Source organism: Mycobacterium nebraskense (assembly GCF_002102255.1).
In the GTDB taxonomy this organism is placed as follows: domain Bacteria; phylum Actinomycetota; class Actinomycetes; order Mycobacteriales; family Mycobacteriaceae; genus Mycobacterium; species Mycobacterium nebraskense.
In genome coordinates, this window is record NZ_LQPH01000122.1 from 1 (window position 1) to 24,101 (window position 24,101).

The following is a 24,101-nucleotide window of genomic DNA, read 5'->3' on the forward strand; positions in this document are numbered from 1 at the left end:
CCCCTGACCCAGCAACCACGACCGTAAGCCCCCACCCACCCCCACGCACAACAATCACACGAATCAGGCTGGGCGGCTGGGTACGCTCTTCCAGCACGATGAACCCCGGCCGATCGCCTAGCCCTCGGTGTCCGCGGCGATCTGAAACGTGAACTCGTGGTCGCAAATGCGGACGTGATCGCCGTCGCGCAGCGTGGCGGCGGAGCGGATCCGCTCGTCCTGGACATGGACCCCGTTGGACGACCGGAGGTCGTTGATGATGAAGCTGGTGCCCGTGTCGACGATGACGGCATGGTGGCGGCTGACTTTTGGGCTGTCGAGGACGATGTCGTTGTCGGGAAGGCGCCCAATTCGGGTCGCCGCCGCCCGTAGCGGGTAGCTGCGCCCGCTGGTCTCATGCAGATAAGCGATGGCTTTTTGCCCGGACACCATGGTGTGCTGTTCGAGCACTGTGACCGTGTCGACGGCGGCGGTCTTAGCAGTTCGCTTGACGTCCAGCGGTTCCTGCCGCAGGATCCGCTCGTTGAGCGACCGCAGGGTCGGGCCCGGGTCGATCCCCAGTTCATCGGCGAGTGTTGTTTTCACGCGGCGGTAGGCGGCCAATGCGTCGGACTGACGGTCGGTGAGGTAGTAGGCCGTGATCAACTGAGCCCATAGCGGTTCGCGATAGGGGTGTTCGGCGGTCAGCGCCTCCAGCTCCGTGATGACGGCAGACGCACGCCCGCAAGCGATTTCGGCCTCCGCCTTGGCGCCGTGGACCAGGATCTTCTCCTCGACAAGGGAAGTCGCGAAGGTGTCGACGAACTGGAACTCTCGCAAGTCCTCGAGCACCGGCCCGCGCCATTCCGCCAATGCGGACGCCAGGTGCCGGCTGGCCTCTTCGAATTTTCCCGAAGCTGCCGCGTGCACGCCCGCGGTCTTTTCTGCGATGAACCGCCCGAGATCGTAAGCGTTTTCGGCAATGGTGAGCCGGTATCCCGGTGGTGCCGCGGCTAACACCACTCGCGGGTCGATGCCGGCGCCGCTGAGCAGCTTACGAAGATTGGACACGTAAGAATGGATGCTGGCCCGCGCGCCCGACGGGGGCTCGTCGTCCCATAGCGCCGTGATAAGCCTGTCGACGCCCACCGGACTGTTGCGGTTCATCAGCAGCATGGCCAGCACCGCCCGCTGTTTGGGGGTGCCCAAGGCCACCAGGGTGCCGTCGACACTCATCTCCAACGGTCCGAGCAGACCGAGTTCGAGACGTTTGTCCACCATCGCTTGTCGGTCCTTCCGGTCCTGCGCAGCGCACCAAAGAAATGTCCTCACTTGTCATTGTGATATCAATCCCGGCGATTTCGGTAGTAATGCGCGAATAGTGCGCGGTTGATGTCACGAGATTGGCTGTCCCGCGCGGATGAATGAAATGCCTTCCCCGCCAGAATGACGTGTGGTACCTGGCGTGAACAGGATTGGCGCTCAGGCGAACACGCACACGGCGGACAGCCCGTGGCTGCCCGCCGCGAAATGGGAATTCAGTTGCGCCTTACATGGTGGCGACAATCAGCTCGTGGCTGGCTTCCCAGGCTCGCATGAAGAGCGCCATCGGGATTTGCGAGTCGCGGCCGTTGGGGTCACCGCTGTCGTTCAGGTGGACGATGTTGTAGGCGGCGTCCACACCGGTCACCACCACGGCGTGGTCACCGATCGGGTTGCCGTTCTCGTCCTTTGTGTCGACCGGGATGTTCCAGATCAGTTCGGCGTTGACGCTGACCATCACCTTGTGACCGGTGCCCAGTAGCTGCTCGATTCCTTCGATGCCCGAGGGGACGCCTGTCTTTGCCGCGTGGGCCTCGTCACTGACTACTCCGTAGACGTTGTACAGCTTCAGCAGCGTCGGGACGTCGCCGAACATGGTGCCCTGGCCCGAATTCAGGTCCTTGGTGTCGGACGGCTTGATGTAAATCGAGCCGGGGTGGATCGTGCTGGGGGTGGACTGCGCCTTTTTGATGATGGCGTCCTCCGAGGGCTCCTTGCCGGTCATCTGGCCGATCACGTCGGCGGCGGCCATCAGCACGCAGTCGTCGTACTTTTGGTGGCGCCACCACTTGGCGGCGGCGCCGGGGTCGCCGTAGGTGGTGCCCGAGGCCGCTTCGGCCGGGCCGGCCAATCCCAGCGGGATGGCAGCGGCTGCCACTGCGAAGATGACGGTCTTCGCGATGCTGCCGATCTTGATGGTTTTCATGGTTTGTCCTTCTCTCGTCGCGTCCCGTGGCGGCTTTGGCTTGTCTGAGAGAAGGTTCCGATGTTGGCCTTTTCGTTACCTCAATGAATTCTCAAAGTGATCTGGATAGCGATGCCCGGATAACGCGACGCACGCGCGCCAGCGACAGATCGGCCCGCCCTGGTATCTCGGGTTACGCCCGAGTCATGGCGTAGTAGGCGCCTCGGCGGGCCAGCAGCTCGGCGTGACTGCCTTGTTCAACGATCCGGCCTTCCTCGACCACAACGATGCGATCCGCGTCCCTGATCGTCGAAAGGCGATGCGCGATAATGAAACTCGTGCGATCCCGGCGGAGCTCGGACATGGCGCGGGCAATGAGCGCCTCGGTGCGGGTGTCGACCGAGCTGGTCGCCTCGTCCAGGATCAGCAGCCGCGGCCTGGCAAGGAATGCGCGCGCGATGGTGATGAGTTGCTTCTCGCCGGCGCTGATGTTGCCGCCACCGCCGCTGACCAGCGTCTCGTACCCGGCGGGCAGGGTGTGCACAAACCGGTCGACGTAAGCCGCCTTGGCGGCCTCCACCACCTCGTCCGCACTGGCCCCGGGCCGCCCGTAGGCGATGTTCTCCGCGATCGTCCCGTCGAAGAGCCAGGCGTCCTGCAAGACCATGCCGATTCGCGACCGCAGCGACTGCCTGCTCACCGTGGTGATATCGACCCCGTCGACCAGAATCCGGCCGGAGTCAACGTCATAGAACCGCATGAGCAGGTTCACCAATGTGGTTTTGCCAGCCCCGGTGGGCCCGACGATCGCTACCGTGCTCCCCGGCTCGGCCACCATCGACAGGTCGTGGATCACCGGAATATTCGGGCGATATCCGAAGCTCACGTGCTGGAACTCGACTCGTCCGGCCGGCTGCGGGACCCCGCCGCGGGGCCGCGGCGGGATGGGCTCGGGGTCCGGCGATTCCTCGGGTTCGTCGAGCAGATCGAACACCCGCTCCGCGCTGGCCACGCCGGACTGCAGCGTGTTGTACATACCGGCCACCTGGCTCAGCGGGGCGTTGAACTGGCGTACGTACTGGATGAAAGCCTGGATATTCCCCAGGGTGATATGCCCGGTGGCCACCTGCAGACCGCCCACCACGGCGACGGCCACATAGCCGAGGTTGCCGATGAACGCCGTCGCCGGTGCCACGAGGCCGGAGAAGAACTGGGCGCCGAAACTGGCCTGGTAAACGCCATCGTTGCAATCGCGGAACTGCGCCCGCGCCGCGGCCTGGTGACCGAACGTTTTGACCACCGTGAAGCCGCTGTAGGTCTCCTCGATATGGGCGTTGAGGCGACCGATGCTCGTCCACTGCGCCACAAACAGGCGCTGGGCCCGTCGCGCGATCGCGCGCGTCGCCACCAGTGACAGCGGCACCGTCGCCACGGTGATCAGAGCCAACAGCGGCGAGATGGACACCATCATCGCCAGCACCGCGACCACCGTCAGCATCGACGTCACCAGCTGGCTAATGGTCATCGACACCGACGACTGAACGTTGTCGATGTCGTTGGTCACCCGGCTCAGCAGCTCACCGCGTAGGCGTCCATCGAAGTACGACAGCGGCAGCCGGTGGATCTTGTTCTCGACATCGGCACGCAGCGCGACCATGGTGCGCTGCACGGTGACGTTGAGCAGCCGAGCCTGGGCCCAAATCAGCAGCGCCGAAACCAGATACAAGCCCAACGCCAGCGTCAGGGTTCGCACCACCGCGCCGAAGTCCACGCCTTTGCCCGGCACCACACTCATCCCCGACAGCAGGTCAGCGAAGGTGCTGTCACCCCGAGCGCGGGCCGCGGCGACGGCCTGCGCCTTGGTGATGCCCGCGGGGAGCTGTCGCCCGATGACGCCATTGAACAGCAGATCTGTGGCGTGCCCGAGGATGCGCGGGACGACGACGCCGATCGCCGTCCCGGTGATGCCCAGGCCGATCACCGCGATGCTCAGCCGGCGCTGCGGCGCAAGCCGTTTCACCAGCCGGGCGGCCGAGCCCCAGAAGTCGCGGGACCGCCCGGCCGGGGCCGGGGTCAAGCCGCGGGTGGCCGCCACGGTCATGGCGCGCCCCCGATTTGACTCGATCGCAAGGCGCTCACCGACTGCGAGTCGGCGAACTCCGCGTAGGTGGCGCAGTCGGTCAGCAGCGATTCGTGCGTGCCGGTGCCCACCAATTTCCCGTCATCGATGACGATCACCTCGTCGGCCTGGGCGGCGGTCGAAACCCGTTGCGTGACAATGATGACCGTGGCCTCGCCCGATATCTGTTTCAGCGATGCGCGCACCCGTGCGTCGGTGTGCACGTCGAGCGCGCCGAACGAGTCGTCGAAGAGATAGATGGCCGGGCGACGGATGACCGCGCGCGCGATCGCCAGTCGTTGCCGCTGACCGCCGGAGAAGTTGATTCCGCCCTGGCCCACGCGCATCCGCAACCCGTCGTCGTGTGCGCGCACGAATCCGTCGGCGTCGGCCACTCGCAACGCTTCCCACATCTCGTCGTCGGTCGCATCCGCCTTGCCGTAGCGCAGGTTGTCGGCCACCGTCCCGGAGAACAGATAGCCGCGCTGGGGAACCAGCCCGATCGAGGACCAGAGCTGCTCGGTGTGGTAATCGCGGACATCGACATCGTCGATGAGGACGGCGCCGCCGGTCACGTCGTAGAGCCGGCAGATCAGCGACACCAGCGTCGATTTGCCCGAACCGGTGCTGCCGACGATGGCCGTGGTGGTGCCCGGGTGTGCCGTCAGCGAAATGTCCTGCAGCACTGGGCGGTCGGCGCCCGGATAGGTAAACGTCGCGTGGTCCAAGCGCACCGTCCCGGTGATCCCGCCGGGCGGGAACACCGGCATCTGCGGGTTGTTCACCGCGGCTTGGGTGGCGAGCACCTCGGTGATCCGTTCGGCGCAGACGGACGCTCGCGGCAGCACCACCAGCGTCATGGTCGCCATCAGCACCGCCATGAGAATCTGGGTGAAGTAGGCCAGAAAGGCGGTCAGCGAGCCGACCTGCATTTGGCCGCGATCGATGCGCAACCCGCCGAACCAGATCAGCGCGACGCTGGACACGTTGACGGTCAGCGTGGTCACCGGCAACATCACCGCTTGCCAGTTGCCGGCGGTGAGTGCGGTGTTCGACAGCGCGGCGTTGGCGCGGGCGAATCGGTCGCGCTCGTAGCTTTCGCGGGCGAACGCCCGGACGACCCGCACGCCGGACAGCTGGTCGCGCATGACCCGATTGATGCTGTCAATGAGGCCCTGCATTCTGCGGAACAGGGGCAGCATGTGCGACATCACCCAGTAATTGGCCACGGCCATGATGGGAACGCTCACCAGCAGCAACCAGGTCAGCGCGGCCTCCTGGTGGATGGCCATGAAAATCCCGCCGACGCACATGATCGGCGCGGTGACCAGCACGGTGCTCGATATCTGAACCAGGTACTGGATCTGGCGGACGTCGTTGGTGCTGCGCGTCAACAGTGTGGGCGCGCCGAAGCGGGCGGTCTCATGCTCGGAGAAGGTGGTGATGTGGTCGAACATCGCCGCGCGCAGGTCGCGGCCGAAGCCCATCCCGGTCCGCGAGCCGAAATACACCGCCGCGACCGCGCACAAGGCCTGCAACCCAGTGACCGAAAGCATCACGACGCCGAACCTGACGATGGTGGCCGTGTCGCCCTTGGCGACGCCCTCGTCGATGATCGCCGCGTTGACCGTCGGCAGGTACAGCGATGCCAGCGTGCTGATCAGCTGGAGCACCATCAGCACCCCAACCAGCCGCCGGTACGGCCGGATGTACTGGCGCAGCAGTGCCAGGAGCATTTCGTAAGGGTCGCATACGGGGCGTCCCGCAGCGGCCAGCAACCGCCGGATCGCCAAACGACGCACGGTATGCGGCAGCGCGACTGAAACGCCTGCTCAGGCGCGTCGGTGGTTGACCCGCTGAGCTGCCGCTACAGTGCATCGTGTGGACCTGGAGCAAAAGCAGGGTAGCGGTGCGGCGTAACTCGAGGGCGCTGGCCGTTGCGGTGTCAGCCTTGATGATCCTGATCCCCACCGTTGCGGCGTGCTCCGATTCGGGCAGCAACAAACCGGGAGCGACGTCCTCGTCGACACCGGGGAACTCAGAGGGCCACCACGGGCCGATGTTCCCCCAATGCGGCGGCATCAGCGATCAGACGGTGGCGGAGCTGACCAAGGTGACGGGCCTGATCAACACCGCCCGCAACTCCGTCGGCTGCCAATGGTTGGCGGGCGGCGGCATCCTCGGCCCGCACTTTTCCTTTTCCTGGTACCGCGGCAGCCCGATCGGACGTGAACGCAAGACCGAGGAGTTGTCGCGCGCCAGCGTCGATGACATCAACATCAACGGCCACAGCGGATTCATCGCCATCGGAAACGAGCCCAACCTGGGTGACTCGCTGTGCGAGGTGGGCATCCAATTTCAGGACGACTTCATCGAATGGTCGATCAGCTTCAGTCAAAAGCCGTTTCCGCCACCATGCGACATAGCCAAAGAATTGGCGCGTCAGTCGATTGCGAACTCGAAATGAGCAGAAGAAGCGTCCGCGCCGTTGTAGCCGTCTTGATCACTGCGCTGGTGGTGATGACGGGTTGTTCGAGGTCGGTCGGGGGTACCGCCGTCAAGGCGGGGGGCCCGACGCGCAACAACAATTCCCAGCAGCAGTATCCAAACCTGCTGAAGGAATGTGAGGTGCTCACCAGCGACATCCTGGCCAAGACCGTGGGTGCCGACCCGCTCGACATTCAGAGCACGTTCGTCGGCGCCATCTGCCGGTGGCAGGCGGCCAACCCGGCCGGGCTGATCGACATCACCCGGTTCTGGTTCGAGCAGGGCAGCCTCAGCAACGAACGCAAGGTCGCCGAATTCCTGAAGTACAAGGTCGAGACACGCAACATCGCCGGGATCGACTCGATCGTGATGCGCCCCGATGACCCGAACGGCGCGTGCGGAGTGGCCAGCGACGCGGCCGGAGTGGTCGGATGGTGGGTCAACCCCCAGGCGCCCGGCATCGACGCGTGCAGTCAGGCCCTCAAGCTGATGGAGCTGACGCTGGCCACCAACTCGTAAGTCAGCGCGGCACCTCGAAGGCGATTAGGGCGGCGCGGCCGAGTTCGAGGCCCTTCCATTCGGTCGGCACGGTCAGCACCACGATCGCCGACGTCGGGAACTTGGCCGAGATTCGTTCGGCTGCAACGGCATCGGTGCCAGTGCCGGCCAGACCGAGCGCAAGCGCAGACATCGTCGGCTCATGACCGACGACGAGCAGGGTTTCTACTTCGTCGCCGACCGCGTTGATCTCCTCGATCATGGTGCCGGGTGTGGCGCCGTAGAGCCGCTCGCTATAGCGCACTGGGGCGTCGATGCGCGTGTTGGCTAACGTCTGCCGCGCACGGGTCGCGGTGGAGCACAAGACGGCGTCGATGGCGAGCACGTTGGCGCGCAGCCAATCACCGGCGAGTCCGGCTTGCTTGATGCCGCGGGGTGCCAGCGGCCGGTCGTGGTCGGCGACCCCGGGCGGGTAGTCGGATTTCGCATGACGCATCAACAGCAACGTGCGCTGATCTTTCACGGGAGTCACGCTAACCAATCCGAAACCGGGACCCTATGCCGCGTCGTCGTCATCGTCGCCGTCCCGTAGCAGTTTTTCTCCGGTGGTGGAAGGTGTTGGTGCGGGGTTGGCCGCGGTCGAGATGGGGTGGGGGTATCCATTCGGTGTCGCGTCGGCGGAGCCGCCAAAAACGGCCGCAAAATAGCCGCTCGGAGACCTGCCGGTCGAGGTCCCGCGTCTTGTCGGTGCGCGGACTTAAGCTCGCGATGCCCTGATAACCACGCAGTCCGAAAGGGGGCCGCCGCCATGCGATTCCTGCACACCGCCGACTGGCAGCTCGGCATGACCCGGCACTTCCTCGCCGGTGACGCCCAGCCGCGGTACTCCGCGGCCCGGCGCGACGCGGTGGCCGGTCTGGGAGCGTTGGCGGCGGAGGTCGGTGCGGAGTTCGTCGTGGTGTCCGGTGATGTCTTCGAACACAACCAGCTTCCCCCGCAGGTTGTCGGGCAGTCCCTGGAAGCCATGCGAGCCATCGGGATTCCGGTCTACCTGCTGCCGGGTAACCACGATCCGCTGGACGCCTCCTCGGTATATACCAGCGCCCTGTTCACCGCCGAACGTCCAGACAACGTGGTGGTGCTCGACCGGGCGGGCGTCCATCACGTAAGGCCCGGGCTGGAGATCGTCGCCGCGCCGTGGCGGTCGAAGGCCCCGACCACCGACCTGGTCGTTGAAGTCCTCGAAGGCCTGGCGCCGGAACCGGTCACCCGGATCCTCGTCGCGCACGGCGGGGTCGACGTCCTGGACCCCGATCGCGACAAACCCTCCCTGATCCGGCTTGCCGCGCTCGAGAACGCGCTATCGACCGGCACGGTGCACTATGTGGCACTGGGGGACAAGCATTCGCGCACCGACGTCGGCGGCAGCGGCCGGGTCTGGTACTCCGGGGCACCCGAAGTCACCAACTTCGACGACGTCGAATCGGACCCAGGTCATGTGCTGATCGTCGAGATCGACGAAACCGACCCGCGCCGCGCCGTCACGGTGGAATCGCGCCACGTCGGCCGCTGGCGGTTCGTCACCATGCACCGACATGTCGACACCCGGCGCGACATCGCCGACCTGGATCTGAACCTTGACTTGATGACGGAAAAGGACCGCACGGTGGTGCGGTTGGCGCTCACCGGGTCACTGACGGTCACCGACCGTGCCGCGCTGGATGCCTGCCTGGACAAGTACGCGCGATTGTATGCCTGGCTCGGGCTGTGGGAACGCCGCACCGATCTGGCGGTCATTCCGGCCGACGGCGAATTCAGCGATCTCGGTATCGGGGGATTCGCAGCCGCGGCGGTCGACGAGTTGGTCGCAACCGCGCGCGAGGAGCATTCCGAGACCGCGGTCGACGCGCAGGCGGCGCTGGCACTGTTGCTCCGCCTCACCGATCGGGGCGCCGCATGAAGTTGCACCGCCTGATCCTGACGAACTACCGCGGCATCTCCCACCGGGAGATCGAGTTTCCCGACCATGGCGTTGTCGTGGTGTGCGGCGCCAACGAGATGGGCAAGTCGTCGATGATCGAGGCCCTGGATCTGCTGCTGGAGTCCAGGGACCGCTCGACGAAGAAGGAAGTCAAGCAGGTCAAACCCACCAACAGCGATGTCGGCTCCGAGGTCAGCGCCGAATTGAGCTGTGGCCCTTACCGATTCATCTACCGCAAGCGGTTCCACAAGAAATGCGAAACCGAGCTGACAATTCAGGCGCCGCACCGCGAACAGCTGACCGGCGACGAGGCACACGAACGGGTCCGCGCGATGCTGGCCGAGACGGTGGACAGCGATCTGTGGCATGCCCAGCGGGTGCTGCAGTCCGCGTCGACCACCGCCGTGGATCTGTCGGGCTGTGACGCACTGTCGCGCGCGCTCGACGTGGCGGCCGGCGACACCGGGGCGCTGTCCGGCACCGAGCCGTTGCTCATCGAACGAATCGACGCGGAATATGGACGCTATTTCACTCCCACCGGGCGTCCCACGGGCGAATGGGCCGCGGCGATCGCCCGGCTGGCCGACGCTGAGGCCGCGGTCGCGGAGTGCGCGGCGGCGGTCGCCGAGGTCGACGAACGGGTGTGTCGGCACGCCGTCTTGACGGAGCAGGTCGCCGAGTTGTCGCAGCAGCGCATCGCCGCTCGCCCCCGGCTCGCCGCCGCGCAGGAGGCCGCGGAACAGATCGCCGAACGGGCCGGCCAGGCGCGCGAGGCAGAGTTGATCGCCGCCGCGGCGGCGGCGACGAGCACCGCGGCGGCAACCGCCCACTACTCGCGCCTGCACCTACTCGCCGAAATCGACACCCGCACGGCCGCTGTCGCAGCCGCCGAGGCCGAAGCGCAACAAGCCGCCGACGCACGCTCGGCGGCGCGCGTCGAAGCCGAGGCCGCCGACGCCGCTGCGCAGGAAGCCACCGAGACCCTTGCCGATCTGCAACGCCGCGCCGAATCCGCCCAGCGCACCGTCGTCCAGCTCGCCGATCGCGAGGAGGCAGACCGGCTGAACGCCCGATTGGCCAAAATCGAGGCCATCCAGCGGGACCACGACCAAGTGTGTGCAGCACTCGGCGAAATCGCCATCACCGAGCAGCTGCTGCGACGTATCGAAGACGCCGCCGCCGCGGTCGATCGCATCGGCGACCAGTTGGCGTCGACGTCCGCGGCCGTCGAGTTCACCGCCGCCACAGACATCGAACTCTGCATCGGAGACCAACGAGTCTCGTTGTTCGCGGGCCAAACCTGGTCCAGCACGACCACCGGACCCACCGAGGTCCAAGTCCCGGGCGTCCTGACCGCGCGGATCACCCCAGGGGCGACGACGCTCGATGTCAAGGCGAAACACGCTGCGGCACAAGAAGAGCTCGCCGCGGCGTTAGCCGCGGGCCGGGTGGCTGACCTCGCTGCGGCTCGGTCTGCCGGTCAGCATCGCCGCGAACTGCAGGGCAGCCGCGACCAGCTGAGCGCCACCCTGGCCGGGCTGTGCGGTGACGGGGAGATCGACGAGTTGCGCTCGCGGCTCGCGCAGCTGCGGGCCGGGCAGCCGGCCGGGGCGGACCTCCCCGCGGCGGACATCGGCGCCGCCCGCGCCGAATTCGAAGCGCTCGAGACGACTCGTCTAGCCGCGATGGCCGATTGCGACGACCGCCGCCGGAACGCCACCGCCGTTACCGCCCGGCTCACCGAGTTGACCACCCGCGCAACGGTTCTGCAGAACGCGTTGGAGACGCAACGCGGTGAGCTCAACGCGGCCACCGACCGGCTGGCCGAGGAGCGGGCGTCGGCCGGTGATGACGATCTCGCGACCTCGGCGGACACGGCGCTGCAAGCGGCGCGGGCCGCTGAACGTCGGCGCATCGAGCTGGCCGAGGGGCTGGCAGCGGCGAATCCGGACGCCGTTCAGGCCGAATTAGCCGCTGCCACAAAGGAAACAGAGGAACTGCGTGAGCGCTACGAAGAGACCGCCCGCGCGTTGCGAGAGATCACCATCGAACTCTCGGTGTTCGGCAGCGAGGGGCGCCAGGGCAAGCTCGACGCCGCGGAAACCGAACGTGAGCACGCCACCAGCGAGCACATCCGGGTCGGCGGCCGGGCCCGGGCGGCGCGGCTGCTGCGCTCGGTCATGACGCGCCACCGCGATACCACCCGGCAACGGTACGTCGAGCCCTACCGTGCAGAACTGCAACGACTCGGCCGGCCGGTGTTCGGTCCCACGTTCGAGGTCGACATCGACAGCGACCTATGCATTCGCAGCCGCACGCTCAACGGCGTCACGGTGCCCTACGAATCGTTGTCGGGCGGGGCCAAGGAGCAACTCGGCATCCTGGCGCGGCTGGCCGGCGCCGCCCTGGTGGCCAAGGAGGACGCCGTTCCGGTGGTTGTCGACGACGCGCTGGGCTTCACCGATCCCGATCGCCTGGCGAAGATGGGGGAGGTCTTCGACACGGTGGGCACCCACGGGCAGGTGATCGTGCTCACCTGCAGTCCCGACCGGTACGACGGCGTCAAGGGCGCGCACCGCATCGATCTCAGCGCCTAAGCTGAGCTGCGCCAAATCCCAACTGTGGACCGGTGCGGTGCTGACCGCCGGTCGTCCCGGCAGAATGGAATCATGGCGGGCCGACACCGATGACGATGAATGCGAAGCGGCGCCGGGTGCAGGAGAAGCTTGCGGCATTGCCCGGTGTGCGGCCAGTGCGCCGGCCGGTCTCGCCGGATAACCCGGAAGAGTTCGATCTCTACTACGTGCGCACCGGCCGAAAGTCGGCGCATCCGGTGGTCATCATCCCGGGAGGTCCCGGGGTGGCGTCGGTGCAGATGTACACGGGGCTGCGGCGCCGCGCGGCCGCGGCCGGCCTGGACGTCATCATGATCGAACACCGCGGGGTGGGCATGTCGCGTCATGACGACGCCGGAGCGGATCTGCCACCCGAGGCGATCACCGTGAACCAGGTCGTCGACGACATCGCCGCCGTGCTCGACGACGCCCACGTCGACTCGGCCGTCATCTATGGCGCGTCGTACGGCACGTACATCGCCTCCGGGTTCGGTGTGTGCCATCCGACCCGGGTGCGGGCGATGATCCTCGATTCGCCGCTGCTGTCGCGGCACGACATTGTGATCGTGCGCCGCGCGATCCGTCGGCTGTTGCTCAGGGGCGACAGCCCCGAAACCGCCGCGCTGGCGCCCAAAATGCGCAAACTCGTCGACACGGGGGTGATGACCGCGGCCGCCACCCAGGTCGTGGCGACGATCTACGGCTATGGCGGCGCCGACCTGCTGGAGCGCCAACTCGACCTGCTGCTTGATGGTCGAAAGCTGCTGTGGTGGGCGCTGTCCCGGTTCGCCACCCTGAGTCACCTACCGTATCGGTACGAGGAAGACCTGGTGAGCCGCATCGCGTTCCGCGAACTGAACTACGCCGCCGAGCCCGACGGACTACCGCTCGACCCTGCCGTGGCAGAACGCGAGGTGCGCACGCAGACAGTAGCCTTCGAGGACGAGCCCTACGACCTGGTGGCCGAGATGCCGCATTTCGGCTGGCCTACCGCGGTGGTCTCCGGCGGCCGGGACCTCATCACTCCGTCGGCGGTCGCCGAGCGCATCGCCTCGCTGCTGCCCAACGCGGTGCTCTTGAAACTGCCCACCATGGCGCACAGCGCGCTGGACTTTCGCGAGCCCGCCGCGATCGCCATCGCCCGAGCGGTGTGGCGGGGCGACCTTGACGGGCTCGCCGCGAAAGCCCCTGCGCTGGACGCGCTTCCGGCGCGCCCCGAGCTGCGCCTGCTGTGGAAAATGATCGCGATGGCCGCCGCCGTGGAGGGCGCCCTGCCGATTCCGGCGCGGCTGCGCCGGATCAGCCGCGCATGAACCCTATAGCGGTGTAGCGCAGGTCGCCGAGACCGGCCGCGCCGAAATTGGCCAGCGTGCTGCGGACCGCGATGTCGCCGGGCGATTGCGTCAGCGGCAGACTGAACCCCTCGGCCCAGATGAGTTTGTCGAGATCGTTGGCCAACGCCCGCGCCTTGCCGGGATCGAGTTCTTCCAGGGTCCGCTCGATCGCCGCGTCGACCTGCGGGCTGCCGATCTTGCCGAAATTGCTCTCCCCGCCCGACAGGTAGATCTGAGTCAGTGCCGACAGTGGGAACGCGTCGCCGAGCCAACCGAATTGGGCGATGTCGAAGTTCCCGACGTTGATGTAGTTGGTGAAGAATCCGTTGCCGGCCCTCGCGACGAGTTCGAGCTTGACGCCGATCTGCGCGAGGCTGTGCTGCGCGATCTGGGCGAACTGCCGGTTGCCTTGGGCGTCATAGAACAGATCGCGAATGACCAGCTGGCGACCGTCCTTCTCGCGGAATTGGCCGTTCAGCTTCCAGCCCAAGGCGTCGAGTTCTCGTTTGGCCTCGTCCGGGTCATAGAGGGCGACGGCACTGTTGTCCTGGTAGCCCTTCTGCCCGGCGATATAGATGTGGTTCCCTAACGCCAGCGGATCACTCGTGAGCCCGTACTGGACGACCCTGGCGATGGTGCGCCGGTCGATGCCCTTGGCTACCGCGAGGCGCAGCGCCTTATCGGCCAGGATCGACCCGGGCGCACCGTTGAACGTGAAGTGAGACCACGAGGGGGCCGGGGCGCGCCGGATCGAGATTCCCTTCGTGCGCTGCGCGATGGTCAGTTGGTCGACGGTACCGACGCCGGACGCGTCGATGGTGTTGTTCTGCAGCGCCGGCAGCCGCGCGGCGTCGTCGAGTACCAGGTAGGTGATGTTGTCCAGGCGCGGTCGGACGCCCCACCATTTCGGGTTGCGGGACAACACGATCCGCTGTGTTGTCCGGTCCAGCGACGTGACGATGAAGGGGCCGGCCGAGGGGCCGGGCCCGTCGAGTTGGCCCTTGTTGAACGCCTCCGGCGTGGCGGTCATGCTCCTGGGCAGCAGCATGCCGTTACCGGCGAACATGCCGCGCCACTCGGCGTACGGCTTGGCGAAGGTCATGACGGCCTGCCGGTCGTCGACACCCCGGGTGACCGACGCGACGCGGTCGGCGCCGCTGGGTCCGGCGATCTCGAACGTCTTGTCGGTGCCGCTCAAGGCGTGGATTTGACTGGCGATGTCTTCCCACGTGATCGGTGTGCCGTCAGACCACACTGCCTGGGGGTTGATGGTGTACGTCACCACTTGGGGTGCGGTGCCGGTGAGTTCGACGCTGGTGAAGTAGTCGGTGTCGACCGTGGTCGAGCCGTCCGCGCCGAGGATGAATGCCCGCGGCAACGTGGCCTTCATCATCGCGGCGACTTCGGCCGAATTACCGTCGATGTGCAGGATATTGAAGTTGGGTGGGAAGTCGCTGAGCGCCAGCCGCAGGCTGCCGCCGTCTTGCAACGTGGCTGGGTCCTGCGGGTTGATATCGCTGGTCGTGCCGATCTCGGCGTTGTGGCCGGTTTCCGGTGCCAGGTTGATGGCCGGCGAGCATCCGGAGGCCACAAGCGCCACAACAAGAAGCGCCGTCGTGACCCGCCTAAGCCTAAACACGTTTAGTCGGATCCGGTTGTGGCACGGCGGCCAGGAGCCGCCGGGTGTAGTCGTGTTGCGGGTTGCTGAAGACCTGCTGGCTGTCGCCGTGCTCTACGATCGAGCCCGCATACATCACGACCACCTGGTGCGCGAGGTGTCTGACCACCGAAAGATCATGCGAAACAAAAAGGTATGACAAACCGAACCGCTCTTGCAGGTCTAGCAGCAGGTTGATGATCCCGGCCTGGATGGAGACATCGAGGGCGGATACCGGTTCGTCGAGGGCCAGGATTTTGGGCTGCAATGCCAGCGCCCGCGCGATGCCGATGCGCTGCTTCTGTCCGCCCGAGAACTCAGCGGGGTAGCGGGTCGCGTCCGCGCGGCGCAACCCCACGATGTCGAGCAACTCGGCGACCCGCTCGTTGGTCTCGCTCTTACCGAAGCCGTTGGCCAGCAACGGTTCGGCGAGTAGGTCGAACACGGGCAACCGCGGATCCAGCGACGCCACCGGATCTTGGAACACGACCTGAATGTCGCGTCGCAGCGAGCGTCGGCTCGCGGGGCTCAGGGCGGCGACATCGTTGCCCAGCACCTCGATCGAGCCCGATTGCGGCGCAACCAGTTCCAGGATCTCGTGCAGAGTGGTCGACTTGCCGGAACCGGACTCACCGACGATGGCCAGGGTGCGGCCCCGCTGCAGCTCGAAACTGACGCCGTCGACGGCGCGGACCTCGCCGACGGCGCGGCGTAACACCACGCCCTTCGTCAGCCGGTAGGTCTTGGCCAGATTACGCACCCGCACGACGACCGATGAGTCGCCGGCCGCTGCTGCATGGGCGGAGGTGTTGACCCCGTAGATATCCGCGGCGCTGCGTCCGCCGACCTGGTCGGTACGGATGCAGGCTGCCCGGTGATCAACGCCGACCTCGATCAATTCTGGTTCGCCCACGCGGCATTCGTCGATGACGAGTGGGCAGCGCGCCGCGAAGGGACATCCGGGCTCGAGGCCGACCAAGGACGGGGGTGCGCCGGGTATGGGCACCAGTCGGGTGCCTTGCGCGGCGTCCAACCGCGGAACCGAGCCCAACAGACCCACGGTGTAAGGCATCTGGCGGCGGTGGTAAAGGTCGTGCACTCCGGCGGACTCGACGACGCGGCCGGCGTACATGACGAGCACGCGGTCGGCGAATTCGGCGACCACCCTGAGGTCGTGGGTGATGATGAGCACCCCGGCGCCGGTGACGTCGCGCGCCGTCTTGAGCACCTCGAGGATCTGTGCCTGCACGGTGACATCCAGTGCGGTGGTGGGTTCGTCGCAGATCAGCAAGTCGGGATCGTTCGCGATCGCGATCGCGATGACCACCCGCTGCCGTTCACCACCAGACAGCTCATGCGGAAACGCGCGGGCGCGTCGCGCTGGCTGCGCGATGCCGACCAGCTCTAGCAGTTCCACCGCGCGTCGTCGGGCGGCCTTCTTGCCAACGCGCGGCTGGTGGACTTCGATCGCCTCCGCGATCTGGTCGCCGACGGTGTAGACCGGTGTCAGCGCAGACATAGGATCCTGGAACACAGTGCCGATCGCCTTGCCGCGGAACCGCGACATCGCGTCGTCGGCGAGCCCCAGCAGCTCGGTGTCGCGCAACCGGACCGAGCCGCGCACCTTCGCGTACTCCGGTAGCAGGCCAACCACCGCCATCGCCGCCGCGGACTTTCCCGATCCCGATTCGCCGACCATGGCCACCACTTCCCCGGGGTCGACGCAGTAGCTAATGCCGCGCAACGCGGTCAGCGGTTGGCCGTCCGCCGGGAAGGTGACGGCCAGGTCGGTCACTTCCAGCAGCGCGCTCACCGGGCGCCACCTCGCAACATGCCACTGCCGGGGTCCAGTGCGTCGCGCAGACCATCGCCGGTCACGTTGGCGCACACCAGGATCAGCACCAGCACGCCCGCCGGAAACAAGAACACCCACGGGAAGGTGGTCGCCGACTGGGTGCCATTGGCGATCAACGTGCCCAGCGACACATCCGGCGGCTGGATGCCGAAACCGAGGAAGCTCAGCCCGGTCTCGGCCAAAATGGCAGAGGCGACGTTGAGGGCGGCGTCGATGATCAAGATGGAAGCCACATTGGGCACCACATGGCCGAGGATGATCCGACGGCTGGACACGCCCATATACCTTGCGGCCCGGACGAAGTCGCGTTCCCGCAGGCTCATGGTCATGCCGCGCACCATACGCGAGCTGACCATCCAGCCAAATCCGGCCAGCAGCAGAACGAGCATCAGGATGTTGGCCGAGCTCTTGGTTCGCGGTGACACGATGGCGATCAGGATGAAGCTGGGCACCACCAACAGCAGGTCGACCACCCCCATCAGCACCCGGTCTCGCCAACCACCGAAGTAGCCCGAGATCGATCCGACGGTAGCGGCGATGCCGGTCGAGATGACCGCCACACAGACACCGATCAGCATCGACTTCTGCATACCCCGCAGGATCTGTGCCAACAAGTCCTGCCCTAGTGCGTTGGTGCCCAACCAGTGCCGGGTGTTCGGCGGCTGCAACAGCGCGTCGAAATCGAGGTCGTCATAGGAGTACGGCAGCACCGCCGGCAGCGTATAGCAGCCGACGAACAGCAGCACCAGCAGCGTCAGCGACGCGACCGCCAATCGGTTGCGCACGAACCTGCGCAGCACCAGGGTGCGGCGTGAGGTGAACTCCGATGCCTTCGGGGTCGGAATCCCCTGAGCGCCATCCACTTTGGGCTCGGGCGTCATGACACCCTAACCCTCGGATCAAGAGCTGCGTAGAATACGTCGGAGAGCAGGCCGGCCAGCAACACCACCGCGCCGGAAAACAGCGTGATAACCGCGATGATGTTGGTGTCCTGAGTCGCGATACCCTGCACCAGCCATTCACCCATGCCGTGCCAGCCGAATATCTTCTCCACGAATACTGCGCCAGTGACCAACCCGGCCACCCCGTAGGCGAACAACGTGGCCAACGGTATTAATGCGGTGCGCAGCCCATGTTTCACCAGCGCGCGCCGACGGGTGAGTCCTTTGGCGCGGGCGGTGCGAATGAAATCCTGGCCGAGGACGTCGAGCATCGCGTTACGCTGATAACGGCTGTACCCGGCGGCAGCAACCAATGCCAGGGTCAGCGAGGGCAGGATCAAATGTCGCAGCCGGTCGAGTAGCTGGTGCCAGGTCCCATTGACTACACCCGGTGACGTCTCTCCGATGTAGTCGAAAAGGTGGACGCCAACGGCCCAATTCACTCGCAGGGCACCAAGGATTAAGAGGCTGGCGATGACGAAAGTCGGCGTGCTGAGGATGAGCAGCGCCACCATCGTGACGACGCGGTCACTGATCCGGTACTGGCGGATGGCGCCCCACGCCCCGGCCGCGATGCCCAGCACCGTCCCCACCACCGAGCCGATGACCAGGAGTCGCAGGGTGACACCGACGCGGCGCCAGAGCGTGGTGCCGACGGGCTGTCCGGTGATGGTCGTTCCGAAATCGCCGCGAACGGCGTGTGAGACCCAGTGCGCGTAGCGGATCGGAATGGGCATGTCCAAGCCGAGCGCGTGGGCCTTGGCGTCGATCACCTCTTGTGGTGGCCGCGGATTACGCTGTAACAGGCTGTCCAGTGGTGAGAAGGCCAACGATGTCAGGCAATACGTCAGAAACGAGGCCAGCGCCAGCAGCAGCACGTAGTTGAGCAACCGGCGCGCCAGAAACCGGGTCATGCCCGACCACCGAGTTGCATTGGGATAGGGTAGCGAGCCACGGGCGATCGTGGCGCCACCACCGTCATCCCGATGATCAGCGGGGCACGCATCCGCTGCCACCAGGCCAGTTCATGATTTCTGAACGTTTGCCAAAGGCCTGCCCGCAGAGTTTGCGCAGATTCGGGCAGGGATCGCCCGGTTGGCCTACGAGTACAGACTCGAGTACGCAGATGTCGGTGGTCTGCAACGGCGGCGCGCGGTTCAGGCGGATCGCTACGGTTCCGCCAGAAACAGCAACGGTGTCCACGGCAACGGCGCTACCGGGTTGCCAATTTCGGCGGAACGGTTCCGCGTGGATTCGTAGCGCTTAACTAACGGTGCGGTCTACCGACCGCGGGTTGCGTGGCGAGTGGCGACCATAAGCAAGCATTCCCATCCGGGAACTGCACGGGATCAACAGCTTCCGGCACCACGGTTGGCGGCCGCCCGGCTCATTCCGATCGCGCCGATTCTGATGCGTGAAATCCGGGTAGCCGGTTGTTAATATCCGCCGTAGCATCGGTCTGCGTAGCAAATTTGATTTTGCGATACCCGAGGAGGCTCGCGTGACAGCCACCGATGACTACCTGGCCCACAACGCGGAGTACGCGAGTACCTTCAAGGGGCCGCTACCTATGCCTCCGAGTAAACACGCCGCGATCGTCGCTTGCATGGATGCCCGACTCGACGTCTACCGCATGCTGGGCATCAATGACGGGGAGGCTCACGTCATTCGGAACGCCGGCGGGGTCGTCACCGACGACGTCATCCGCTCGCTCGCTATCAGCCAGAGATTGCTGGGGACTCGCGAGATCATCCTTATTCATCACACTGACTGCGGGATGCTCACCTTCACCGACGTCGACTTCAAACGCGGCATCCAGGACGAGGCCGGCATCAAGCCGCCGTGGGCGGCCGAGGCGTTCGTTGATCCCTTGGAGGAGGAGGTCCGGCAGTCGTTGCGCCGGATCGAGAAAAGCCCGTTCATCACCAAGCACGAGTCGCTGCGCGGATTCGTCTTCGACGTCGCCACCGGCGAGCTCAACGAGGTGACCCCCTAGCGTGGGCGGCCCGTACCGGCATCAGCCGATCTTTTAGGTGGCGATCGCCTTCGCGATCAATGTTTCCTGCAGGTCGACGATCTCTCGCAATTTGACGAGCGACTGCCGCGCCGCAGCACGCAACCCACCCCCTGGCCCGGGTTGGGCGCGGGAGGTCATGCGGCGTAGAGGCGTACAACGGCGGATATGGCGGCAGAGAGTTCCCGCAAGTAGTCGGCCAGCAAATTCCGATGGGTTCAAATCCGAGTGATCGACTGTTAGAATCACCTACCCGAGTCGCCTGGGTCAGCTAATGACATATTCGCATAAAAATGGGGAATGGTATGACGGTTATTGATGAATACCTGGCCAACAACGCCGAGTATGCGCGTACCTTCAAGGGCCGGCTGCCGATGCCGCCGAGCAAACGTATCACGATTGTCGCATGCATGGACGCCCGGCTGGACGTCTACCGTCTTCTCGGGATCAAGGAGGGCGAGGCGCACGTGATCCGGAACGCCGGCGGTGCGATCACCGACGACGCGATCCGCTCGCTCACCATCAGCCGACGGTTGCTGGGAACCAACGAGGTCATGCTGATTCATCACACCGACTGCGGGATGCTCACGTTCACCGATGATGACTTCAAGCGCGCCATCGAGGAGGAGAGTGGTGTCAGGCCGTCGTGGGCAGCCGAGGCCTTCCGTGATCCCGCTGAGGACGTCCGGCAGTCGTTGCGTCGCATAGCGAGTAGCCCGTTCGTGGAGATGTGTCCGTGCGTGCGCGGGTTTGTCTTCGACGTCGCCACGGGCAAACTGGACGAGGTCACCCTCTAGCGTGTGCGAGCAGGTCTCGGGAGAGCTGCTCGCCGCCGTTATGGTGGAAAGCTTCCAGGCTGCACCGGCTAGTGCGAAGAGCCGCAACACGTCGTAGGAGATGCGAGTGCTTGCGCGTCTACTCGGTGTGGAGGGAAGCGGCGCTCGGCATCATTGACAATCCGCGGTGAGAGCTGGTTCCATAGTTGGATTATGCTTGCAAATACGATCAGTTTTACCTACTTTATGGGAAAACCGTGACCAGCCAGGTGACACCCCGTCCAGTGGCCGGGCAGTATGAACTCAGCCATCTGCGCTCGCTGGAGGCAGAAGCGATCCACATCATCCGGGAGGTGGCCGCCGAGTTCGAGCGGCCCGTGCTGCTGTTCTCGGGCGGCAAGGACTCCATCGTCATGCTGCACCTGGCGCTGAGGGCATTCCGGCCCGGGCGGTTGCCTTTCCCGGTGATGCACGTCGACACCGGCCACAACTTCGACGAGGTGATCGCCACCCGCGATGAGTTGGTCGCCGAGCACGGGGTGCGCCTGATGGTCGCCTCGGTCCAGGAGGACATCGACGCCGGCCGCGTCGTCGAGCCACGGCAGGGGCGCAACTCCATCCAGACCGTGACGCTGCTCCGCGCCATCCGGGAGAACAAGTTCGACGCGGCGTTCGGCGGAGCGCGCCGCGACGAGGAGAAGGCCCGCGCCAAAGAGCGGGTGTTCAGCTTCCGCGACGAGTTCGGCCAATGGGACCCGAAAGCACAGCGGCCCGAGCTGTGGAATCTCTACAACGGCCGGCACCACAAGGGCGAGCACATCCGGGCCTTCCCGCTGTCCAACTGGACAGAGTTCGACATCTGGTCCTACATCGGTGCGGAGAACATCGCGCTGCCCTCGATCTATTACGCCCACCGGCGCAAGGTGTTTCGCCGTGACGGCATGCTGCTGGCGGTCGACCGGCACATGCACCCGCGCGACGACGAGCCGGTGTTCGAAGCAACGGTGCGTTTCCGCACGGTCGGGGACGTCACCTGCACCGGATGCGTGGAATCGGAGGCCGTGACGGTGGAGGAGGTCATCGCCGAGACCGCGGTGTCCCGGCTGACCGAACGAGGCGCGACCAGGGCCGACGACCGAATCTCGGAAGCCGGGATGGAAGACCGCAAACGGCAGGGGTATTTCTGATGGCCACACCCACCACGCTGCTTCGCCTCGCAACCGCGGGTTCCGTCGACGACGGCAAGTCCACGCTGATCGGGCGCCTGCTCTACGACTCCAAGGCCGTCATGGAAGACCAGTGGGCGGCGGTGGAGCAGACGTCCAAAGAGCGCGGCCACGACTACACCGACCTGGCGCTGGTGACCGACGGCCTGCGTGCCGAACGCGAGCAGGGCATCACGATCGACGTCGCCTACCGCTACTTCGCCACTCCCAAGCGGAAATTCATCATCGCCGACACCCCGGGCCACATCCAGTACACCCGCAACATGGTGACCGGCGCGTCGACCGCCCAACTGGTCATCGTGCTCGTCGATGCCCGGCACGGCCTGCTGGAGCAGTCCCGCCGGCACGCCTTCCTGGCCTCGCTGCTGGGCATCCAACACATCGTTCTCGCCATCAACAAGATGGACCTGATCGGCTGGGACAGAGACAAATTCGAGGCCATCCGGGACGAATTCCACGCGTTCGCCGCGCGTTTGGACGTGCACGACGTGGCCACCATCCCGATCTCCGCGCTGCACGGCGACAACGTGGTAACCAAGTCGGACCAGACGCCCTGGTACGAGGGCCCGGCGCTGCTCTCACACCTGGAGGAGGTGTACATCGCCGGTGACCGCAACCTGGTCGACGTGCGGTTCCCGGTCCAGTACGTCATCCGGCCGCACACGCGCGAGCATCAAGACCACCGCAGCTACGCCGGCACCGTGGCCAGCGGGGTCATGCGTGCGGGAGACGAAGTCGTTGTTCTGCCGATCGGCAAAACCACCCGGATCACCGCGATCGAAGGGCCCAACGGTCCAGTGGAAGAAGCGTTTCCGCCGATGGCCGTGTCGGTGCGCCTGGCCGACGAGATCGACATCTCGCGCGGCGATCTGATCGCCCGCACCAACAACCATCCCCGGGTTACGCAGGAATTCGACGCGACCGTGTGCTGGATGGCCGACGACGCGGCGCTGGAGCCCGGCCGCGACTACGTCATCAAGCACACCACCCGCACCACGCGGGCGAGGGTGACTGGGCTGGACTACCGGCTCGACGTCAATACCCTGCATCGCGACAAGTCCGCAACCGCGTTGCAGCTCAACGAACTTGGCCGCATCTCGCTGCGCACCCAGGTGCCGCTGCTGCTCGACGAGTACACCCGCAACGCCAGCACCGGATCGTTCATCCTCATCGACCCGCACACCAACGGCACCGTTGCGGCGGGCATGGTGCTGCGTGATGTCTCGGTGCAGACGGCGAGCTCGAACACCGTGCGGCACAAGTCGTCGGCCGTCGCCGAAGCCCGGCCTCGGGGCAAGACCGTCTGGTTCACCGGCTTGTCCGGTTCCGGCAAGTCGTCGGTGGCCATGCTGGTCGAGCAGATGCTGCTCGAAAGGGGCACTCCTGCTTACGTTCTCGACGGTGACAACCTGCGGCACGGTTTGAACGCCGACTTGGGCTTCAGCATGGCCGACCGTGCCGAGAATCTGCGCCGGCTGGCGCACGTGGCGGCCCTGCTCGCCGACTGTGGCAACGTGGTGTTGGTTCCGGCGATCAGCCCGCTGACCGAGCAACGCGAGATGGCCCGTAATGTGCACGCCGCCGCGGGATTCGACTTCGTCGAGGTATTCTGCGACACCCCGATCGAAGAATGCGAGCAGCGTGATCCGAAGGGGCTGTACGCCAAGGCCCGCGCGGGCGAGATCGCACACTTCACCGGCATCGACAGCCCATATCAACCGCCGGCCAACCCCGACCTGCGGCTGACGCCGGACCGCACCATCGAGGAGCAGGCGCAGAGCATCGTCGATCTGCTCGAATCCCGGTCTTAGCGCACCTACACGGTGGGCCGGATCTGATTCGCGGACCGCGTCGTCGCCGAGCTACGTCGAAATTCGTACAACGAGTGGCACAATCCTGAGAGTGCGCATGTCGGCGAAGGCGGAATACGCGGTGCGGGCCATGGTCCAGCTCGCCACGGTCCCCCATGGGACGTTGGTGAAAACCGACGACTTGGCCCAGGTGCAGGGCATACCGCCGCAGTTCCTCGTCGACATTCTGACCAACCTGCGCACCGACCGGCTGGTGAGAAGTCATCGAGGCCGCGAGGGTGGCTACGAACTGGCCCGTCCGGGACACGAAATCAGCATCGCCGACGTCCTGCGCTGCATCGACGGACCACTGGCCAGTGTGCGCGACATCGGTCTGGGGGACCTGCCCTATTCCGGGCCCACCGCTGCGCTCACCGACGTCTGGCGGGCGCTGCGCGCCAGCATGCGGTCGGTGCTGGAGGAAACAACCCTGGCCGACGTCGCCGCCAACGCCCTGCCCCAGCATGTCGCCAAGTTTGCCGATGACTACCGCACGCAGGAGAGCGTGCGGCACGGCACACCGCGCGCCGGCGAGTAGGCGC

20 protein-coding genes and 1 pseudogene are annotated in these 24,101 nt (G+C 65.8%); 10 read left to right on the forward strand and 11 right to left on the reverse strand.

The features are described 5' to 3' along the window. Positions 1-117: 117 nt before the first annotated feature. From embR to AWC17_RS14545, 4 genes are all read right to left on the reverse strand, one after another. Complete coding sequence (embR, locus tag AWC17_RS14530) at positions 118-1,260, reverse strand: ATPase/transcriptional regulator EmbR (RefSeq protein WP_046186720.1); 1,143 nt, start codon at positions 1,258-1,260, stop codon at positions 118-120. Positions 1,261-1,528: 268 nt separating this feature from the next. Beyond that, positions 1,529-2,227: a cysteine peptidase family C39 domain-containing protein gene (locus AWC17_RS14535; RefSeq protein ID WP_046186719.1), complete on the reverse strand. Its 699-nt coding sequence runs from the start codon at positions 2,225-2,227 to the stop codon at positions 1,529-1,531. 172 nt (positions 2,228-2,399) lie between these two features. Next, on the reverse strand, positions 2,400-4,307 hold the full coding sequence (locus tag AWC17_RS14540; RefSeq protein ID WP_047322155.1) for an ABC transporter ATP-binding protein: 1,908 nt from the start codon (positions 4,305-4,307) through the stop codon (positions 2,400-2,402). Further along, positions 4,304-6,061: an ABC transporter ATP-binding protein gene (locus tag AWC17_RS14545; RefSeq protein WP_046186419.1), complete on the reverse strand. Its 1,758-nt coding sequence runs from the start codon at positions 6,059-6,061 to the stop codon at positions 4,304-4,306. Before AWC17_RS14545 ends, AWC17_RS14540 begins: the two co-directional genes overlap by 4 nt. Before the next feature lie 218 nt (positions 6,062-6,279). On the opposite strand from AWC17_RS14545, the gene AWC17_RS14550 reads away from it, so the two are divergent. Then, positions 6,280-6,792: a DUF3558 domain-containing protein gene (locus AWC17_RS14550; protein WP_276038813.1), complete on the forward strand. Its 513-nt coding sequence runs from the start codon at positions 6,280-6,282 to the stop codon at positions 6,790-6,792. After that, positions 6,789-7,331 (forward strand): DUF3558 domain-containing protein, encoded by a 543-nt coding sequence (locus AWC17_RS14555; RefSeq protein WP_046186421.1) that lies wholly within the window; start codon positions 6,789-6,791, stop codon positions 7,329-7,331. Before AWC17_RS14550 ends, AWC17_RS14555 begins: the two co-directional genes overlap by 4 nt. Position 7,332: 1 nt before the next feature. On the opposite strand, the gene AWC17_RS14560 is transcribed toward AWC17_RS14555, so the two are convergent. Beyond that, a complete protein-coding gene (locus tag AWC17_RS14560; protein WP_141224634.1) occupies positions 7,333-7,833 on the reverse strand; it encodes a SixA phosphatase family protein in 501 nt (166 codons plus the stop codon). Between the two features lie 33 nt (positions 7,834-7,866). After that, a pseudogene (locus AWC17_RS33515) lies at positions 7,867-7,981 on the reverse strand (HNH endonuclease signature motif containing protein); the annotation flags it as partial. 137 nt (positions 7,982-8,118) lie between these two features. Here AWC17_RS33515 and AWC17_RS14565 point away from each other — a divergent pair. From AWC17_RS14565 to AWC17_RS14575, 3 genes are all read left to right on the forward strand, one after another. Beyond that, complete coding sequence (locus tag AWC17_RS14565) at positions 8,119-9,270, forward strand: metallophosphoesterase family protein (protein WP_046186422.1); 1,152 nt, start codon at positions 8,119-8,121, stop codon at positions 9,268-9,270. After that, positions 9,267-11,888 carry an AAA family ATPase gene (locus tag AWC17_RS14570; protein WP_047322154.1) on the forward strand — a complete coding sequence of 874 codons (2,622 nt, stop codon included), beginning with the start codon at positions 9,267-9,269 and terminating at the stop codon, positions 11,886-11,888. The genes AWC17_RS14565 and AWC17_RS14570 overlap by 4 nt, the downstream gene beginning before the upstream one ends. Positions 11,889-11,977: 89 nt before the next feature. Beyond that, positions 11,978-13,219, forward strand: coding sequence for an alpha/beta hydrolase (locus AWC17_RS14575; RefSeq protein ID WP_046187183.1), 1,242 nt, complete (start codon positions 11,978-11,980; stop codon positions 13,217-13,219). Here the strand turns inward: AWC17_RS14575 and AWC17_RS14580 are convergent. Genes AWC17_RS14580 through AWC17_RS14595 form a run of 4 tightly spaced genes read right to left on the reverse strand, consistent with a single transcriptional unit; the run spans position 13,206 to position 18,607 of the window. Continuing rightward, complete coding sequence (locus tag AWC17_RS14580; protein ID WP_047322153.1) at positions 13,206-14,879, reverse strand: ABC transporter family substrate-binding protein; 1,674 nt, start codon at positions 14,877-14,879, stop codon at positions 13,206-13,208. The two genes, AWC17_RS14575 and AWC17_RS14580, sit on opposite strands and share 14 nt — an antisense overlap. Next, positions 14,872-16,710 carry a dipeptide ABC transporter ATP-binding protein gene (locus AWC17_RS14585; RefSeq protein ID WP_046184779.1) on the reverse strand — a complete coding sequence of 613 codons (1,839 nt, stop codon included), beginning with the start codon at positions 16,708-16,710 and terminating at the stop codon, positions 14,872-14,874. The genes AWC17_RS14580 and AWC17_RS14585 overlap by 8 nt, the downstream gene beginning before the upstream one ends. Continuing rightward, positions 16,707-17,633, reverse strand: a complete 927-nt coding sequence (locus AWC17_RS14590; RefSeq protein WP_046184778.1) for an ABC transporter permease — start codon at positions 17,631-17,633, stop codon at positions 16,707-16,709. Before AWC17_RS14590 ends, AWC17_RS14585 begins: the two co-directional genes overlap by 4 nt. Beyond that, positions 17,630-18,607: an ABC transporter permease gene (locus tag AWC17_RS14595; protein WP_046184777.1), complete on the reverse strand. Its 978-nt coding sequence runs from the start codon at positions 18,605-18,607 to the stop codon at positions 17,630-17,632. The genes AWC17_RS14590 and AWC17_RS14595 overlap by 4 nt, the downstream gene beginning before the upstream one ends. A 587-nt stretch (positions 18,608-19,194) precedes the next feature. Here AWC17_RS14595 and AWC17_RS14600 point away from each other — a divergent pair. Further along, on the forward strand, positions 19,195-19,689 hold the full coding sequence (locus AWC17_RS14600; protein WP_046184776.1) for a beta-class carbonic anhydrase: 495 nt from the start codon (positions 19,195-19,197) through the stop codon (positions 19,687-19,689). A gap of 33 nt (positions 19,690-19,722) precedes the next feature. Here AWC17_RS14600 and AWC17_RS33850 read toward each other — a convergent pair whose 3' ends face one another. After that, positions 19,723-19,848: a hypothetical protein gene (locus tag AWC17_RS33850; protein WP_269432126.1), complete on the reverse strand. Its 126-nt coding sequence runs from the start codon at positions 19,846-19,848 to the stop codon at positions 19,723-19,725. Positions 19,849-20,012: 164 nt separating this feature from the next. Between AWC17_RS33850 and AWC17_RS14605 the strand changes: the two genes are divergently transcribed. The 4 genes from AWC17_RS14605 to AWC17_RS14620 all read left to right on the forward strand — a co-directional run bounded on the left by AWC17_RS14605 (position 20,013) and on the right by AWC17_RS14620 (position 24,097). Then, a complete protein-coding gene (locus AWC17_RS14605; protein WP_046184775.1) occupies positions 20,013-20,504 on the forward strand; it encodes a beta-class carbonic anhydrase in 492 nt (163 codons plus the stop codon). A gap of 185 nt (positions 20,505-20,689) precedes the next feature. Further along, positions 20,690-21,670, forward strand: a complete 981-nt coding sequence (gene cysD / locus AWC17_RS14610) for a sulfate adenylyltransferase subunit CysD (RefSeq protein ID WP_276038812.1) — start codon at positions 20,690-20,692, stop codon at positions 21,668-21,670. Beyond that, entirely contained in the window at positions 21,670-23,520 is a 1,851-nt protein-coding gene (gene cysC, locus AWC17_RS14615; RefSeq protein ID WP_046184774.1) for an adenylyl-sulfate kinase, read from the forward strand. Before cysD ends, cysC begins: the two co-directional genes overlap by 1 nt. 91 nt (positions 23,521-23,611) lie before the next feature. Further along, on the forward strand, positions 23,612-24,097 hold the full coding sequence (locus AWC17_RS14620; protein WP_046184773.1) for an Rrf2 family transcriptional regulator: 486 nt from the start codon (positions 23,612-23,614) through the stop codon (positions 24,095-24,097). Positions 24,098-24,101 lie beyond the last annotated feature (4 nt).

Excerpts from the sequence above, each read along its gene's own strand:
- AWC17_RS14540 (WP_047322155.1), bottom strand. The coding sequence starts at position 4,307 with ATGACCGTGGCGGCCACCCGCGGCTTGACCCCGGCCCCGGCCGGGCGG.
- AWC17_RS14605 (WP_046184775.1), top strand. The coding sequence starts at position 20,013 with ATGACGGTTATTGATGAATACCTGGCCAACAACGCCGAGTATGCGCGT.
- AWC17_RS14595 (WP_046184777.1), bottom strand. The coding sequence starts at position 18,607 with ATGACCCGGTTTCTGGCGCGCCGGTTGCTCAACTACGTGCTGCTGCTG.
- AWC17_RS14565 (WP_046186422.1), top strand. The coding sequence starts at position 8,119 with ATGCGATTCCTGCACACCGCCGACTGGCAGCTCGGCATGACCCGGCAC.
- cysC (WP_046184774.1), top strand. The coding sequence starts at position 21,670 with ATGGCCACACCCACCACGCTGCTTCGCCTCGCAACCGCGGGTTCCGTC.
- AWC17_RS14555 (WP_046186421.1), top strand. The coding sequence starts at position 6,789 with ATGAGCAGAAGAAGCGTCCGCGCCGTTGTAGCCGTCTTGATCACTGCG.
- AWC17_RS14545 (WP_046186419.1), bottom strand. The coding sequence starts at position 6,061 with ATGCTCCTGGCACTGCTGCGCCAGTACATCCGGCCGTACCGGCGGCTG.
- AWC17_RS14575 (WP_046187183.1), top strand. The coding sequence starts at position 11,978 with ATGACGATGAATGCGAAGCGGCGCCGGGTGCAGGAGAAGCTTGCGGCA.
- AWC17_RS14550 (WP_276038813.1), top strand. The coding sequence starts at position 6,280 with ATGATCCTGATCCCCACCGTTGCGGCGTGCTCCGATTCGGGCAGCAAC.
- embR (WP_046186720.1), bottom strand. The coding sequence starts at position 1,260 with ATGGTGGACAAACGTCTCGAACTCGGTCTGCTCGGACCGTTGGAGATG.
- AWC17_RS14590 (WP_046184778.1), bottom strand. The coding sequence starts at position 17,633 with ATGACGCCCGAGCCCAAAGTGGATGGCGCTCAGGGGATTCCGACCCCG.
- AWC17_RS14535 (WP_046186719.1), bottom strand. The coding sequence starts at position 2,227 with ATGAAAACCATCAAGATCGGCAGCATCGCGAAGACCGTCATCTTCGCA.
- AWC17_RS14570 (WP_047322154.1), top strand. The coding sequence starts at position 9,267 with ATGAAGTTGCACCGCCTGATCCTGACGAACTACCGCGGCATCTCCCAC.
- AWC17_RS33850 (WP_269432126.1), bottom strand. The coding sequence starts at position 19,848 with ATGACCTCCCGCGCCCAACCCGGGCCAGGGGGTGGGTTGCGTGCTGCG.